The sequence below is a fragment of the Colwellia sp. PAMC 20917 genome, assembly GCF_001767295.1.
Classification (GTDB): domain Bacteria; phylum Pseudomonadota; class Gammaproteobacteria; order Enterobacterales; family Alteromonadaceae; genus Colwellia_A.
The window spans coordinates 2635139-2650233 of sequence record NZ_CP014944.1; the positions used below are offsets into that span (position 1 = coordinate 2635139).

The 15095-nt window shown below is 37.3% G+C and carries 9 protein-coding genes; 5 read left to right on the forward strand and 4 right to left on the reverse strand.

Annotation, left to right across the window (positions count from 1 at the left end; all coding sequences use genetic code 11):
- Positions 1-297: 297 nt before the first annotated feature.
- The 3 genes from A3Q34_RS11380 (at position 298) to A3Q34_RS11390 (ending at position 7397) form a co-directional block, all read left to right on the forward strand.
- Positions 298-2148: a S8 family serine peptidase gene (locus tag A3Q34_RS11380; RefSeq protein WP_070375474.1), complete on the forward strand. Its 1851-nt coding sequence runs from the start codon at positions 298-300 to the stop codon at positions 2146-2148.
- A gap of 294 nt (positions 2149-2442) precedes the next feature.
- On the forward strand, positions 2443-4137 hold the full coding sequence (locus A3Q34_RS11385; RefSeq protein ID WP_231907343.1) for a S8 family peptidase: 1695 nt from the start codon (positions 2443-2445) through the stop codon (positions 4135-4137).
- 95 nt (positions 4138-4232) lie between these two features.
- Complete coding sequence (locus A3Q34_RS11390) at positions 4233-7397, forward strand: two-component regulator propeller domain-containing protein (RefSeq protein WP_070375476.1); 3165 nt, start codon at positions 4233-4235, stop codon at positions 7395-7397.
- 17 nt (positions 7398-7414) lie between these two features.
- Here A3Q34_RS11390 and A3Q34_RS11395 read toward each other — a convergent pair whose 3' ends face one another.
- The 4 genes from A3Q34_RS11395 to A3Q34_RS11410 all read right to left on the reverse strand — a co-directional run bounded on the left by A3Q34_RS11395 (position 7415) and on the right by A3Q34_RS11410 (position 12079).
- On the reverse strand, positions 7415-10414 hold the full coding sequence (locus tag A3Q34_RS11395; protein WP_070375477.1) for an ATP-binding protein: 3000 nt from the start codon (positions 10412-10414) through the stop codon (positions 7415-7417).
- Positions 10415-10534: 120 nt separating this feature from the next.
- Positions 10535-11065, reverse strand: a complete 531-nt coding sequence (locus A3Q34_RS11400) for a DUF6942 family protein (RefSeq protein WP_070375478.1) — start codon at positions 11063-11065, stop codon at positions 10535-10537.
- Between the two features lie 21 nt (positions 11066-11086).
- On the reverse strand, positions 11087-11509 hold the full coding sequence (locus A3Q34_RS11405) for a hypothetical protein (protein WP_070375479.1): 423 nt from the start codon (positions 11507-11509) through the stop codon (positions 11087-11089).
- 21 nt (positions 11510-11530) lie between these two features.
- The gene (locus A3Q34_RS11410; protein ID WP_070375480.1) at positions 11531-12079 is read right to left on the reverse strand and encodes a zf-TFIIB domain-containing protein; all 549 of its coding nucleotides are present in this window, start codon (positions 12077-12079) and stop codon (positions 11531-11533) included.
- A gap of 271 nt (positions 12080-12350) precedes the next feature.
- On the opposite strand from A3Q34_RS11410, the gene A3Q34_RS11415 reads away from it, so the two are divergent.
- On the forward strand, positions 12351-12989 hold the full coding sequence (locus tag A3Q34_RS11415) for an OB-fold-containig protein (protein WP_070375481.1): 639 nt from the start codon (positions 12351-12353) through the stop codon (positions 12987-12989).
- A 71-nt stretch (positions 12990-13060) separates the two neighbouring features.
- Complete coding sequence (locus tag A3Q34_RS11420) at positions 13061-15043, forward strand: flotillin family protein (protein WP_197517579.1); 1983 nt, start codon at positions 13061-13063, stop codon at positions 15041-15043.
- Positions 15044-15095: the final 52 nt, after the last annotated feature.

The window sequence follows — 15095 nt, forward strand, 5'->3', positions numbered from 1 at the left end:
CAAATCACAGACTTTTTTTCATAGTAAAGCGACAGATTGGTTTTTATTTTTTAGTTATCTATATGAAAAAATAGATTTTGTTTTTATTTTGTCGTGCGTGTTCGAAAAGCTGTCGCTATTTTGCTAGGGAATATTTTCTGACTTGATATTATCGAATTATGCAAGATGCACGATACTGATTTAACAAAGATAAATAAGTCATCATCAAGATAGTAAGGACTGCTCAATAAAATAAAACATAACGTTGATAATAAAAATAATATAAACAACGTCCCTATATAAGAGAGAGTAGAACATATGAAAGCTTCTAAATTTACAACATCAATTATTGCCTTAGCCGTTACCGCAGCATTTTCAGCACAAGCTGCCGATGATCGATACATTATAAAAGTAGACGAAAGTAAAAAAGGCCTTGTTAAAGCACTCGCTAAAAAATTAGGCGGCGAATTAAAAGTTGACGGCAAAGGTTTTATCGCTGCTTCATTCGCTGGTAAAGACTTAAGCCAAGTTAAAGGTTTATTAAATAATCCACATATTCAAATGATCGAAGAAGATCAGCGCCGTGTACCACTTTCTATATATAGTGATACTGCAGGTAACCCTGTCACAACTCAACTTACCCCTTATGCGGTTGTTCAATCTCAAGCTGACCAAGTTAACTTTAACGCTGGCGCAGGTATGAAGGTATGTGTTATCGATTCAGGTTTAGATCGCTCTAACGAAGATTTTATTTGGAACAATATCACAGGTACTAATGATTCAGGCACAGGTAACTGGGATGAAAACGGTGGTCCACACGGAACTCACGTAGCCGGTACCATTGGTGCTGCAGATAACGGTTTTGGTGTTGTTGGTATGGCACCTGGCGTTGATATGCACATTGTTAAAGTATTTAACGAAGCAGGTTGGGGATATTCTTCTGACTTAGCTTATGCAGCAAACGTTTGTTCTGGGGCTGGCGCGAACATCATCAGCATGAGTTTGGGTGGTGGTGGTGCAAACAGCACTGAAGAGAACGCCTTTAAAGCATTTACAGAATCTGGCGGTTTGGTTGTAGCGGCAGCAGGTAACGATGGTAACAATGTTCGTTCATTCCCAGCAGGTTACTCTTCAGTAATGATGGTCGGTGCTAACGATAATAATAACGCTATAGCTGATTTCTCGCAATTTCCGAGCTGTACGTCGACAACGACAACAGGTAAAGGTAAAAATCGCACAACGACGACAACGACGAACGAAACTATTTGTGTTGAAGTAACGGCTGGTGGTGTTGATACATTATCTACTTACCCTGCAGGCATGGCGACCAGTGCTTCAATGAGTGCTGATGGCGTTGCTTTTGCTTCATCTGCAATGGAGAACTCAGGGGTAGTTTCAGGTAACACTTACAACATGGGTACTGCAGAGTCTACTGACTCGGGCGCAAACGGTATGGTTTGTGTTATAGAGCGTGGCGTTATTTCTTTCCATGATAAAGTGAATAACTGTGAACTTTCAGGCGGTATTGGTGCGGTTCTATATAATAACGAACCTGGTATGCTATATGGTACTTTGGGAGATACTAACGCAACTAGCATTCCTGCAGTAGGGGCTTCTCAAGAAGACGGCGCAGCCTTATTAGCAGCCAATACAGTTGATATTACTATTGGTACTAGCGATTACGGTTTCATGAGCGGAACTTCAATGGCTACCCCGGCAGTATCAGGTATCGCTGCGCTAGTTTGGTCTAACCATAACGGTTGTACGGGTACACAGATTCGTGATGCACTAAAATCAACAGCTGAAGATAACGGCGCAGCAGGTCACGATGACTACTTTGGCCACGGTATCGTTAAAGCAAAAGCGGCTAGCGATTACTTAACCGCTAATGGTTGTGGTGGTGGCGTTGTTACTCCTCCTCCAGTAGAAGGTGGTGATATTACTGCCGACGCATCAGGATACAAGGCTAAAGGTAAAAACAAAGTTGACGTAACTTGGTCAGGTGCAGCTACTGCAAGTGTCGATATTATCCGTAATGGTTCTTTAAGAATAACAACGGCAAACGATGGTGCTTATACCGACAGCTTTAGAACTTCTGGTTCGTTTACATATAAAGTATGTGATCAAGGAACTAGTAATTGTTCTACGGAAACCACAGTTAATTTCTAGATTTATACGTTATTAGTACAAGGAAGTAGTCATATTAACTAGTTGATATCCAGTTCATTATTTGAGCTGGATATTTTTATTTTAGCAACATGTAATAATTTATAGTTATATGTATATACTCATAAGTTATTACAGGTTGGGTCAAGTTTAGTTTATGTTCACAATCAATGTGTATTTTGTAACTGATTATTAAAAATTGTTTAAATGTACAATTGGCTAAATTTAAATTACAAACATTAAGTTAAATTACCCTGACGTTTTTAAAAGATGTAACGGGAAAAGGGGATAAAAATTTTGAATATTTCTGTAAAAAACATTATAAAACCACTCTCACTTTTAGGTCTTATCAGCGTAACTGTTTGGCTGATCCATACAACCATTAATAAAAATGTAGACGCACAAAAGCAATCGTACATTATTTCTTCAAATAACTATCAATTATTGCAAACAGAATTAGCAACGCTAAACGTTCAACCAACGCATCAATTAGCTATTATCAATGCTGTTGCCGTTTCCCTTAATATTGAACAGTTAGCTCAGTTACATGCACAGTTAGACATTAAGGTTACGCAAAATCATCACGTAGAAATGTCTGGTGGTAATGCCTGGGGTAAGCGTAAATGGCAGCCTAAGTCTGTAGTCAATGACTTGATTAATGCTAATTCAGCACATTATGCTCGTAATTTTGGCGATGGTGTAACTATTGGCTTTCTAGATACAGGTCTTGATCAATTACAAGGAACATCTTCAGGTTTATCTACTGATTTATATGGTCGGGATAAGTTCTGGGGAACTTATGATGCGATTAATAACAATATCAGTAATTATAGTAATGAAGAAAATGGCCACGGTACGCATGTTGCGAGTATTGCTGGCAATGCAGATTATGATGTCTACGGAAAAGTTTATGGTGTTGCGCCGAATGCTTCGTTAGTCGGTATTAAAGCCTTTGATTCGGAAGGCAAGGCAACCTATGCAGACGTTATTCGTGGCATTGATTGGGCACTACAAGTTAAAGACCAAATTAATTTAAGAGTATTGAACATGTCGTTCAGTGGGCCAGCTCGTTCATACTATTGGGAAGACCCATTAAACCAAGCAGTAATGAAAGCATGGCAAGCAGGTATTGTTGTTGTTGCTTCTGCCGGTAACAGTGGTCCAGACCCTATGACAATCGGCGTTCCAGGTAATGTACCTTATATTATTACCGTTGGTGCGATGACAGATAATTATACTGCTGATTATGCAGCTGACGACAAAGTAGCTACTTTTAGCGCGGCAGGCCCGACAGCTGAAGGTTTTGTTAAACCAGAAATTATCGCGCCAGGCGGACACTTAACAGGTTTAATGGCTTTTGATACTCAAATCGTTCAGGAGCATCCAGAATTTCATGACGGCGGAAGTTATTTTGAAATGTCAGGTACATCGCAAGCTGCTGGCGTAGTTTCTGGTGTAGTGGCTTTGATGTTGACACAAGATCCAACGTTAACTCCTGACGAAGTGAAGTGTCGCTTAATGGACAGTGCGCATACCGCATTCGATAATAACGATGAGCTCGCTTATAGCGTATTTCAACAAGGTTCAGGCATGGTTAATGCTGCTGACGCATTAGCGAGTAACGCTTCAGCATGTGCTAATCAAGCATTAGATATTGCACAAGACATCGCGGGTAATGAGCATTTCTTTGGTCCTGCAAACATCAATGAAGATGGAAACTTCTATGTTGAAGGTTTAGGTGATGAATATATCTGGAAATTAGATGAAAGTAACCTTGATGGAGACACGGTTATCTGGAGAATGAATTTTACTGAAAATGCTTTAGATTGGAGAAATACCGCGTCTACGGATACGGTGATCTGGCGAATGAATATCGAAACTGACACGGTTATCTGGAGAATGAATGTCGAAATGGATACTGTTATTTGGAGGATGAGCGTCGCTAATAGTTCTACTAATATCGGTGTTAATAATTGGGTTGAACAACAATAACTTAATTACCCTCAAGCCACTGTTTATAGAGTGGCTTTTTTAATACCTTTATTTCATCCTTTAAATTTATTTCATCACTATATAAGAGCTGTTTTGTGAAAAATATACTACTCTTTTTAATCTCTATTATCCTTAGTTTCAGTGTTATCGCGCAAGAAACCAAACTGTTTAAAAACTTTGGTATTGATAACCCAATGTCCTACAACTTTGTTAGAACCATCGCTCAAGATGCAGATGGTTTTATGTGGTTTGGTTCATCGGAAGGTTTAGATCGTTTTGATGGTCACCAAACACTTAGCTTTCATCATGATAGTTCTCTGCCTAACTCACTAAGCTCTAATGTAATAAGTCGTATTCTTATAGATAAACAGCAAAAACTTTGGGTCGGTACTTTTGGTGGGGGCTTAAATTTATATAGACCAGAAAGCCAAGATTTTATTCATTTTACTACAAAAACAAAAAATGTCACGCTGACCAATGATACTGTAAATGCTTTATTTGAAGACAGTGAAGGTAAAATTTGGATTGCTACAGAAAATGGTTTGAATGTTCTCAGTACAGATAAAGGTAAATGGTCAACTCAGCACATACTTCAAGAATTAGGCAACCCAAATAGTCTTACCCATAATGGTGTACTCTCGATTATTGAAACTCGTAATCGAGAAATTTGGGTTGGAACAAATGGTGGTGGAATTTCTGTATTTAATCTCCAAGGTGAATTCATTAAATCCATCAAATACGGAAATCCAAATAGTGCGACTTACGTTAATAAATTCGTCAGCAGTATGTATCTAGATAGTAAAGGGGATATTTGGATAGGTACAGTTGATAGTGGTTTATTAAGATACTCCCTTAACACCGAGCAGTTTATACACTATCAAGTTAATGCTGATGGCCAGTCAACAATTAGCAGTAACGCAATAAGTAAAATCTATCAGGACTCAGAAAAAAATATGTGGATCGCCACGGACAATGGTTTATCTATTTATAATTATACAACCAAGAATTTCAGTCGATACAATAACTCGCCCAATAACCCCTATAGTATCAGTAGTGATTTTGTTCTTACATTTTTTGAAGATAATAATAAAATGATGTGGGTAGGTACCTTTTCAGGAGTTAATCGTTGGGATCCTCGTATGGCAACCTTTCGTCAATACAGCAACCAAACTAATCCTATTTTAAAAAATAACAATATCACTAGCTTTACTCAGTTTGGTAAAGACAATTTGTTTTTTAGTACCTACAGTGGGGGAATTTATAAGTTGTCTAAACATGATAATTCAATTGCCCCCGTCGTTTTTAACGATTCGTTTTCAGAATATAAAATTATGACTCTGTTTGCCGATGGCAACACGTTATGGGTAGGAACACGAGGTTCAGGGCTATACTCAGTAGATTTAGCAACAAATAATGTTACTGGATATAGGCATGACGCTGAAAATTTCAACTCGATTTCGGCCAATAGTATTACTGATATAATTAAAGATGTTAATGGTAACCTTTGGGTATCTACATTCCATCAAGGAATTAATTTATTAAATAAAAATGGGACGTTTAAACGTTTTATAAAAAATGAGTCAAATTTAGAGAAAGGACCGAGCGGTAATCATATTTTACAGTTACTAGAAGATGAACAAGGCTTTATTTGGTTAGGAACTTTTGGTGGTGGGCTTAGTCGCTTTGATCCTAAGCTCGAAATATTTACTCATTTATTACATAAAGAGAGTAACCCCGAAGGGATCTCAGATGACTTCACATGGTTCATGTTACTCGACAATAACAAAAATCTTTGGTTCGGAACTCAATCTTCTGGCTTAAGTATGTTAAGTCGTGAAAATCGTTACAGAAACAACTTTTCATTTTCCCATCTTAATACTAAAGATGGTATGAAAAGTTTGACCGTATATGGCATCACCCAAGATGCTAATGAAGATATTTGGTTTAGTACCAATAAAGGGATATCTCGTTACTCAATAAATGATAAAAGTTTTAAGCATTTCAATTTAACTCATGGCTTAGTTGATCTCGAATATACACATTCTGCTGTATTTCGTTCAATAGACAACACAATATATTTTGGTGCAGGCAAAGGGATGAGTAGTATTAATCCTGAAAAAATTAATAGGAGTCTTTCTGTACCGGAAGTTCGGTTAACGAGTGTGTTAAAGTTGAATGAACCTATGCCTCTAGGGAGCTCATTATCTAATTTAACCGAATTAGAGTTTGATTACAGTGATCAAATAATTTCATTTGAGTATGTAGGCTTAAATTACTCAGATCCAGAATCAACCCGATATAAATATAGGTTACAGGGCTTTGATGAGGAATGGATAGCTGCAGGTAAATCACGACGTGCCACTTATACAAATTTACCTGCAGGTAGTTATACATTGCAAATTATTGCTGGAAATAACGACAATGTTTGGAGTGAACCGGGTTATTCATTAGCTATTACAGTTAAACCAGCACCTTGGAATACTTGGTGGGCTTATTTATTGTATGCCATGGCGGTTGCTTTAACGTTATTAGTCTACTCACGCTTTTTGAATCGAAAACTATTGGTTGAACAACAACAAAAATCTTACCTTAAAGAGCAAGTCAAAGAGAAAACGCAAAAGTTACAATCGCAAAATAGCGAACTTGAACATGCTAATATTCTACTTGAAAAGTCGGCAACGGTAGATAAAGTAACAGGAGTACGAAGTCGCCGCTATCTTGATATTTATATTGAGCAAACTAGCCAGTTGATGAATCAAATTCATCAGAATATTCTACCAGTACAGCGGAGCACCTTACCCCGTCTTTACGTCTTAATGGTTCAGGTCAATGAGCTGACCAATATCAGTAATAGCCAGTTGATTAACATTACTGATTTATTACTGTTTAGCAGAAATACCGATGACCTAGTTGTTCGTTGGTCCGATGATACCTTTGCTGTTATTGGTTATGAAAAAGATAACAATGCTGGTGAATTAGCAGCGCGGTTAGCAAGTAAATTTGAAAAACAATTCGACGATAATATTTCCATGAATATTGCTTACTCTTTTTATCCGTTTAATAGAGAGCAACCTATGGAAATATCGTGGGATCAAGTCAGCGTGATGATTGAACTTGGCTTAACATTAACAAGTAAAGAGCCAGCGATTGCTTGGCTTGGCTTATGTGAACCTAAGATACAACCTTTCAGCTACTTAGCAGTGATTCAAGGCGCTGATCTAGCGACACTTAAGCATAACATCCAAGTTAAGCAAGGTTAGCCTGAGTAGCTTTGCAGTTAGCTTTTAGTGAACTGTTGTTGATATTGTTTTGGGGTGCAGTTAAACGACTCTTTAAAGCATCGACCAAAATACGTTTGTGAAGAGAAACCAACATCTAAGGCTATTCTGCCAATTTTAGAGCCATTTTGTAGTAATATCTGTGCTTTTGCTAGACGGAACTCTTTAATGAAGTTATTAGGTGTTGTGCCCAGTGTAACTTTCATTTTTCGCTGAAGCTGGCGTTCACTCATCGCCATATTACTGGCTAGATCTTGAATACCTAGATCAGTTTCCAAGTACATCTTAGCAACAATGGTTTCTAGTTTTTCTATAAATTTTTCATCAACAGATAAAATAGCACTTTCACTTGGGGTTAACTGAGACACTTTTTTTACGCTACTTTCTTTTTGTTGTTCTTTTTGATGATCGCGAAATTTATGTAAATAGTTCTGCTGGAGCAATTTACGATTTTCAATCAAATTTTCAATACGTATTAATAATTCCTGCTGATTAAAAGGTTTACTTAAATACTCATCCGCTTGTAAATTAAGGCCGTGAAGACGACTATCTAGGTCTGAACGGGCGGTAAGCAAAATAACGGGAATATGAGAAGTGAGTTCATTTTCTTTTAATTGCTTAAGAACTTCGAAGCCGTCAATACCCGTTAACATAATATCGCACACGATAAGGTCTGGTATATATTCCTCGGCAATGAGCAGTCCTTGTTCTCCGCTCATTGCTAATAAACAATGATGCTGCTGTTCAACCACACGTTTTATGTGATTTTGCATATCGAGATTATCTTCAATAACCAACACGACATTATGTAAATGATTCTTTGTTTTAGTTTTATTATTATTTTGTTCTAGCAGCAGTGATGATACTTCGCTTTGAGATACACTCATTGGCACTTGAGTTTCAATTTCGACAGCGGTAGCTAAAGGTATTGATAGAGAAAACTTACTGCCTTTATTGTATTCACTGACTAAATTGATACGCCAATTATGCGCTTTTACCAATTCATTAACTAAAGATAAACCAATACCTACACCAAAAACAGCATGGTTTTTTTCGTCGTCAGCTCTTTGAAAGCGTTCAAAAATTTTACTTTGTGAATCTTGATTAATACCTATGCCGGTATCTGTAACTTCTAAAATAACATTATCTTGATCAACATAAGCACTGACCTTGATGCTACCGCCAGCAGGGGTATATTTAATTGCATTAGCTAGTAAATTGAAGATGATTTTTTCAAAACCCTGAGCGTCACATTCTAGCCAAAGATCATCTGATATTTCAGCATCAAAACTTAAATCATTTTGTTTAGCTAAGCGTGAAAATGAATCAATTGGCATAGCCATTAACTGACTTAATCGATAAGTAGACAATGAAAGCTTAGGGTTGTCAGTAAGGCGTGAGAGTTCTAATAGTTGTTCAACCATACGAACTAAACGTAAACCATTACGCTTAGCGGTAGTAAGTTCCAGCCCCTCTTCTTTACTGTGAGCTTTGAGTAGGTATTGGTCTAAAATGCCATTAATAATTGTCAATGGTGTCCTAAACTCATGGGAAATGTTCGCAATAAACTTATCTTTTAAATCTAACATCTGCTTTTCAGCTAACTTTCGTGAAGTTAAATTAATAAAGGTAATAACAATAAGGGGTTGTTCTTCGCGGTCTGCCCACTGCAATTCAACCTGAACTGGGAATTCAGTACCATCGGCACGTCGAGCGGCACACTCTACTGAAATACCGATATCTTTACGTTGTAAGGCGTATACATTACTTTTGAAGCCAAAAAAGTAATGCATAGTATCTTCCACAGAAAAAAGCGCACTGACATTCGTGCCTTTTAATTCATGTTCTAAACTTTGGAACAATTGAACCGCGGCAGGGTTTGACGATAATATTTCGCCGCCCGTTGATGTCGTCAAAATAGCGTTGTTAGATGCTCGGACAATGGCTTTGTCTTCACTATTAATAATTGAGCTGAGTAATTTATGGTTTGTCTGTATTAACGCTTTTTGTTCTTGTTGCTGAGTAAAAGCGTTTTCCTTGAATTCAAGCGTGTTTTTCCTTTTATTGTAAGCAATAATAATGACTAAAATAAAAGCAATAACGCCCCAAATACCAATAACAAAAGACTGCCAGAAAGAATTTGTAATATAGTGCGCCCCAATTTCTAAACCAACGATATGAATGCTAAAAATAATACTCACCAGCAATAAAATATAAAATTCGGGAAAGGTATCTTTTGAAATAGGTTTGGTTGGTTTTTGAATGTTTAATGATGCACTTGCGGCAAAAATAAGACCACAGTATGGGATTAACGCTATTAAGCTGTTCGTATAATTGTCTTTATAAAGGGCTTGCTCTTCAAGAAGAAAATAACTATTAATGTTATCAACTAACAAAGCTAATGAGGCAATGGTTAGTGGCCAATAAATAGCGCGCCAAAACTTTTCACGACAAAAAATAATACAGCCCATTAGTCTAATAAAAATGAGGCCAGAAATGGTGATATGAAATAATAACGACGGTAATAACCTGTGCTCTAACGCTTTAGAAAACTCTTCTGGCAGTAATACGAAATAACAAAAACAAGTGACTGTAAAAAATAGTGCTGGTACTCGACCCGCAATGTATTTATTGAGTGGCGTTTCGCTGAGATGCGGGTTGGTTTCTATTGCCAGTAAGATAAAAAAGTAACTGAACAAAGAGAAAAAATCTTGCAGGATCGGGGTGGTGTTTATGTAGTCACCGGCAAAGATAACACCCGAAATAAGATCAATAATAATAGCGAGAGAGAAAAACTGCCAGAATAATTTTAATGAACGTGATCTGGTCTGTAAATAGCTATGAACAACAAAGAATACTGCGGTAGCCTGTAATAATATAGTAGGAAGCGATAGCAAAAGAGCAGAGGAAATATCAAGCGTGCTGGTGATCGTTGCATAGGGTAATAAGGTTAAAATTATTGTAATAAATAAAAGAGTTTTTTTATTAAAATATAGCAATGATGTGATCCAATAATAAAGTGACGTTTAGTATGTTGCCTAATCATGAGGCTTATTATTTTCTCCTTTAACGAATATAGTATACATTAATTTAACACTATATAAATGAATGAAAAGCTTTCACTGGTTATTTATATCGCTGAGTAAAAAGGCTAATTTTTCAATATTAACATTCGACAATTGTCGATAATCAAAATAGGGGCACACAATTAAATTTTTAGCTTTATCAATAGCAAATTGCTCATCTAACCAAGTGAAATTAGCGGTTAGCTGATTTGTCGCTAACAAATGCTTGGCGTAGGTTTTCCCACAAATAATATGCAAAGTGTGCTTAGTGGTTGTTAACTGAGGCGGAGAAAATAATAAAGCCGTTTGAGAGCCTTGCTGCAGCAAAAATCGCTCTCGATATTTTTGCCAAGTTGGCGCAAGTGTTGAGTAAGCGAATTTTTCTTTATCGAGTGCGTAAAGCAGCTTTGCATAAACATTGAAAACTTTCCGCCAACCATTGCCGCAAGCTTGATTAACCATCTCTATTTCGCCCAAGGTTAGCGGCGATAGACAAGACAATTGCTGATATTCAAGCATACTCGGTTTATTACCAATATAAACGGCGATGCTAAAGTTTGAGCAACCTAAACCAATATTGCTCACGTGATATGACAGTACAGCTGTCTATTCATCAGGTAAGGCATTATCTAAGGTTTTTAAAGAACGTAAAAATAAACCTAGGCCGCCGATGGCTAATATAAGTATTACGATTAAATCAAAAGAACTCATGGTCTTAAAGGTAAACCTTATTGAAGATATTACCCCAAAGATTAATCCTGATATCGAGCCAATAGCTAACACCCAACCTAAAATATTTTTACTGTTATAAAAAATAAGCCCAACACCAAATATGAAAGGGATCATTATCATGCCACTAGTTACATTATAGTTGCCACCCATAGCTGAAAAAGCATACAGGCGAACGCCCATGCCAAAAGTAGATGTTACTGTGATCGAATTTAGTAGCATATAAAAACCACTACACATCATAATGATGCCAATAAAAAAGTGACTTAAGCCACCCGAAGTTCCACCTGCTCCTTTCATGGGTATTCCTTATTATCTTTGTTATTTTTCGGCTGAGTAGGGCTCTTCAGCAAGAAGATAAGCTCTTAAATCGGCTTTGTTCGGTTGCTGATATAGCCATTCTCTGAGGGCTTTAACTTTCGCATAGTTTTCTTCACCAAATTTATCTTGGTATATTTCTGCAAAGTTTTCTTTTGTACTATTAATACGAATGTTGCGTTGCCAATGTGCGGTTAGTACCGTATTTAAGGAGCCGGCTAAATTTTCTTTTTTTAGTAACTCCCATTCACCTTTATCTAACCAAACACCACCGACATTGACACTGTAGTCAAGACGGTGATCTGTTGAGGAAGAAAGTCGAAATTTACGCATAATAGTGCCTGTTACTGGGCATAACATGGCTTGTTTCGTTTCAACAACGTCACATTGAATATTGTTATCAAAAGAAAACTGTGGATTACGTTCTTTCCAAGCGACATAATCTTCAATTAAGATCCAATGCCCACCACAATTCGAACAAGTATGTGCTCTAAAAAGCCCTTCGATAAAACTAGGGGTTAACTCACCCTGCTTACAACTAGTACATTTCATTATTATGTCCCTGTTAAATGTTATCTTTGTAAAATTTACGTAAACCATCATATAATCATTGATTGATATAAGTCACGAGTAAAATGAATAAAATCAAAATACTGTAGGCTTTTATTTTTATGATTTTATGTAAACAATATGCTAATTTGTTTTATCTGAATTTTATAAAAATTGTATTTATTGACATATTATGTCACGGGTGTATGGTACATATAAAGAATAAACACCACAATGATTAGTTGGTGTTCGCTATGTGCTTTAAGGATAAACAATGGAACAGCTACTAGAAGTCGCTTCAAAATTTCCCACTGTAATATATTCGACACTGCTAGGTGTCGTGGTTGTTTATTGGCTTATTGGCATGTTAGGTCTGGTCGATTTAGGATTAGCTGGAGATGCAGACCTTGACGTAGAAGTAGACACCGAACTTGATACTTCTATTGGTGGCCTGACCGGTTTTATGCTGACTTTTGGTTTAACGGGGGTGCCGTTCACCTTAGTTTTTAGCATTATTATCCTTATTTGCTGGCTAATCAGCTTTTACCTGCAATTATATATTCTAGCTTGGCTACCCGATGGCTGGTTATATTATCTATGCGGCGTTGTTAGTAGCTTTATTGTTTTTCTAATTTCCCTGCCATTAACTGCCATTGTTATTCGTCCCTTAAAAGGAATGTTTAAAAGTGTTGAAACCTCTAAGAGTATTCAGCTGGTCGGTAAAAGTGCGACAATTGCAACGCAAACGGTTAGTGAAACCTTTGGTCAAGTACGAATATATAATAAGGGCGCAGAAATTTTACTTGATGTGCGCTGTGACCCAGAACACCACTTAAAAAAGGGCGACAATGTGCTACTGATAGAATATTTAAAAGAAAAGCATATCTACATTGTCGCGCCGTATAACGAATAAATCATAATCACATTATAAGAGACTTGGTCACGCAGTTGTGACCATTGCATTTACATAAAAGGAAAAAACACATGGTAATGGAACCACTTTATCTAGCGATTGGCATTGGCGTACTTCTAGTCTTTTCTCTGTTAATCATGATGGCTAAATTTTATCATAAAGTAGAGCAGGGCCAAGCATTAATCATTAACAAGCTCGGCGCTGAACCAGAAATAAGTACTAATGGCGGTATGGTTATTCCTATTATCCATAAAAAAGAAATTATGGATATTTCTACTAAGCGAATGATGTTAGAACGAAAAGGGCGATCTGGGCTTATTTGCCAGGATAACATTCGTGCTGATATCACTATTACCTTTTATATCCGGGTCAATGAAACCAAAGAAGACATTCTACGTGTGGCAAAACAAGTTGGTTGTGAGCGGTCTTCTTTCCCTGAAACCCTACAAGAACTTTTTGAAGCGAAGTTTTCTGAAGCACTTAAAACTGTTGGTAAACAATTAAACTTTACTGATCTTTTTACTCAACGAGATATTTTTCGTGACAAGATTAAAGAAGTTATTGGCCAAGACTTATCAGGTTATGTACTTGAAGATGTCGCGATTGATTTTCTTGAACAAACATCGATTAACGATTTAGATCCTAATAATATTATGGATGCTGAAGGTATTAGGCGCATTACCGAGTTAACCGCTCAACAAAGTGTTGAAACTAATGACTTGAAACGCCAAGAAGAAATACGCATTAAACGACAAGATATTGATGCTAAAGAAAAAGGTTTAGAGCTTGATCGCCAATTAGCAGATGCCCAAGCTAAACAGACGCGAGAAATTTCTACTGTAGAAGCTCGAGAAGAAGCGGAAACAGCTAAAATTGTGCAAGAAGAGTTTTGTAAGTCTGAACAGGCAAGAATAGCGACTGAACAGACAGTCGCTGTAGCTGAAGAAAATAAGCAGCGTGAAGCTGATATCGCGCAACAAAATCGTTTTAGAGCCGTGGCTATCGAAGAAGAAAAAGTGAAACGTGCCCGTCAAGTCGAAGAAATAGATCGTGAAAAAGAAGTTGAAACACTAAGAATCGATAAAGAAAAGGCCCTAGAAATAGAGCGTAAAAATATTGCTGAAGTACAGCGTGAACGCATCATGGTTGAAAAAGGCGTCGCTGAAGAAGAAGAGCTTATTAAAGATTTGCGTGTGGTTTCAGAAGCTAATCGCCAGAAAGATGAATTGGTTATTAAAGCCAAAGGTGAGGCTGAGCAAGCATTGGTTAAAGATATTGAATCAGCTAAAGCGCAAGAACAAGCGGCTGAGCACATAGCAAGAAAAATGCAAACCATTGCCGACGCTGAATTAAAAGCGGCGAGTAAACAGGCTGAGTCGAAGAAAATATTGGCTGAGGGTAATCAAGCAGAAGCTGCATCACAAGGGCTTGCTGAAGCTCAAATTACCTTAGCACAAGCCGATGCACACGAAAGGCAAGGCGAGGCTGAAGCTAAAACACTCGAACTTAAATTGACCGCTGAAGCTAAAGGTATACAAGAAAAAGCCTTAGCAGAAGCAACGGGTTTACGTGAAAAACAAGATGTACTTAACGCTATGTCTGAACAAGCCAGAGAGTTTGAAACCTTTGGTTTACGTTTAAATCAAGAGCGTGAATTAACCTTAGCGAAGCTAGAAAATAGTGTTGCGTTAGCTGAGAAGCAAGCAGGTGTATTAGCAACGGCATTAAGTGAAGCCAATATTAATATTATGGGCGGCGATGGCGAGTTCTTACGTCAGTTTATGAACTCTATCACGGTTGGTAAGTCTATCGATGGCTTAGTTAATGAAAGTGAAACAGTAAAAACCTTGTTTAAAGATCACTTAAATGGCGACCGCAATATTATGGACGATTTAGGTGGGGTGCTAGCTGGTGCTGCTCAAACGAGTGAAACCATGAAAAATTTCAATATGTCTAAGTTATTATCAACATTAAATAATGCCGACGACACTCAAAAAGGCGCATTGGCTAGTTTGTTAAACTTAGCGAACAAAAACTCGTCAGACGAAAAATAGTCATCAAGTATTAATTAAGCAATGCACAGTGTTCCATTCAAGGATAACTGTG

Bases quoted from the DNA above. Each gene is read 5' to 3' on its own strand.
- A3Q34_RS11380 (WP_070375474.1), top strand. From the start codon at position 298: ATGAAAGCTTCTAAATTTACAACATCAATTATTGCCTTAGCCGTTACC.
- A3Q34_RS11405 (WP_070375479.1), bottom strand. From the start codon at position 11,509: ATGAAAGGAGCAGGTGGAACTTCGGGTGGCTTAAGTCACTTTTTTATT.
- A3Q34_RS11410 (WP_070375480.1), bottom strand. From the start codon at position 12,079: ATGAAATGTACTAGTTGTAAGCAGGGTGAGTTAACCCCTAGTTTTATC.
- A3Q34_RS11415 (WP_070375481.1), top strand. From the start codon at position 12,351: ATGGAACAGCTACTAGAAGTCGCTTCAAAATTTCCCACTGTAATATAT.
- A3Q34_RS11420 (WP_197517579.1), top strand. From the start codon at position 13,061: ATGGTAATGGAACCACTTTATCTAGCGATTGGCATTGGCGTACTTCTA.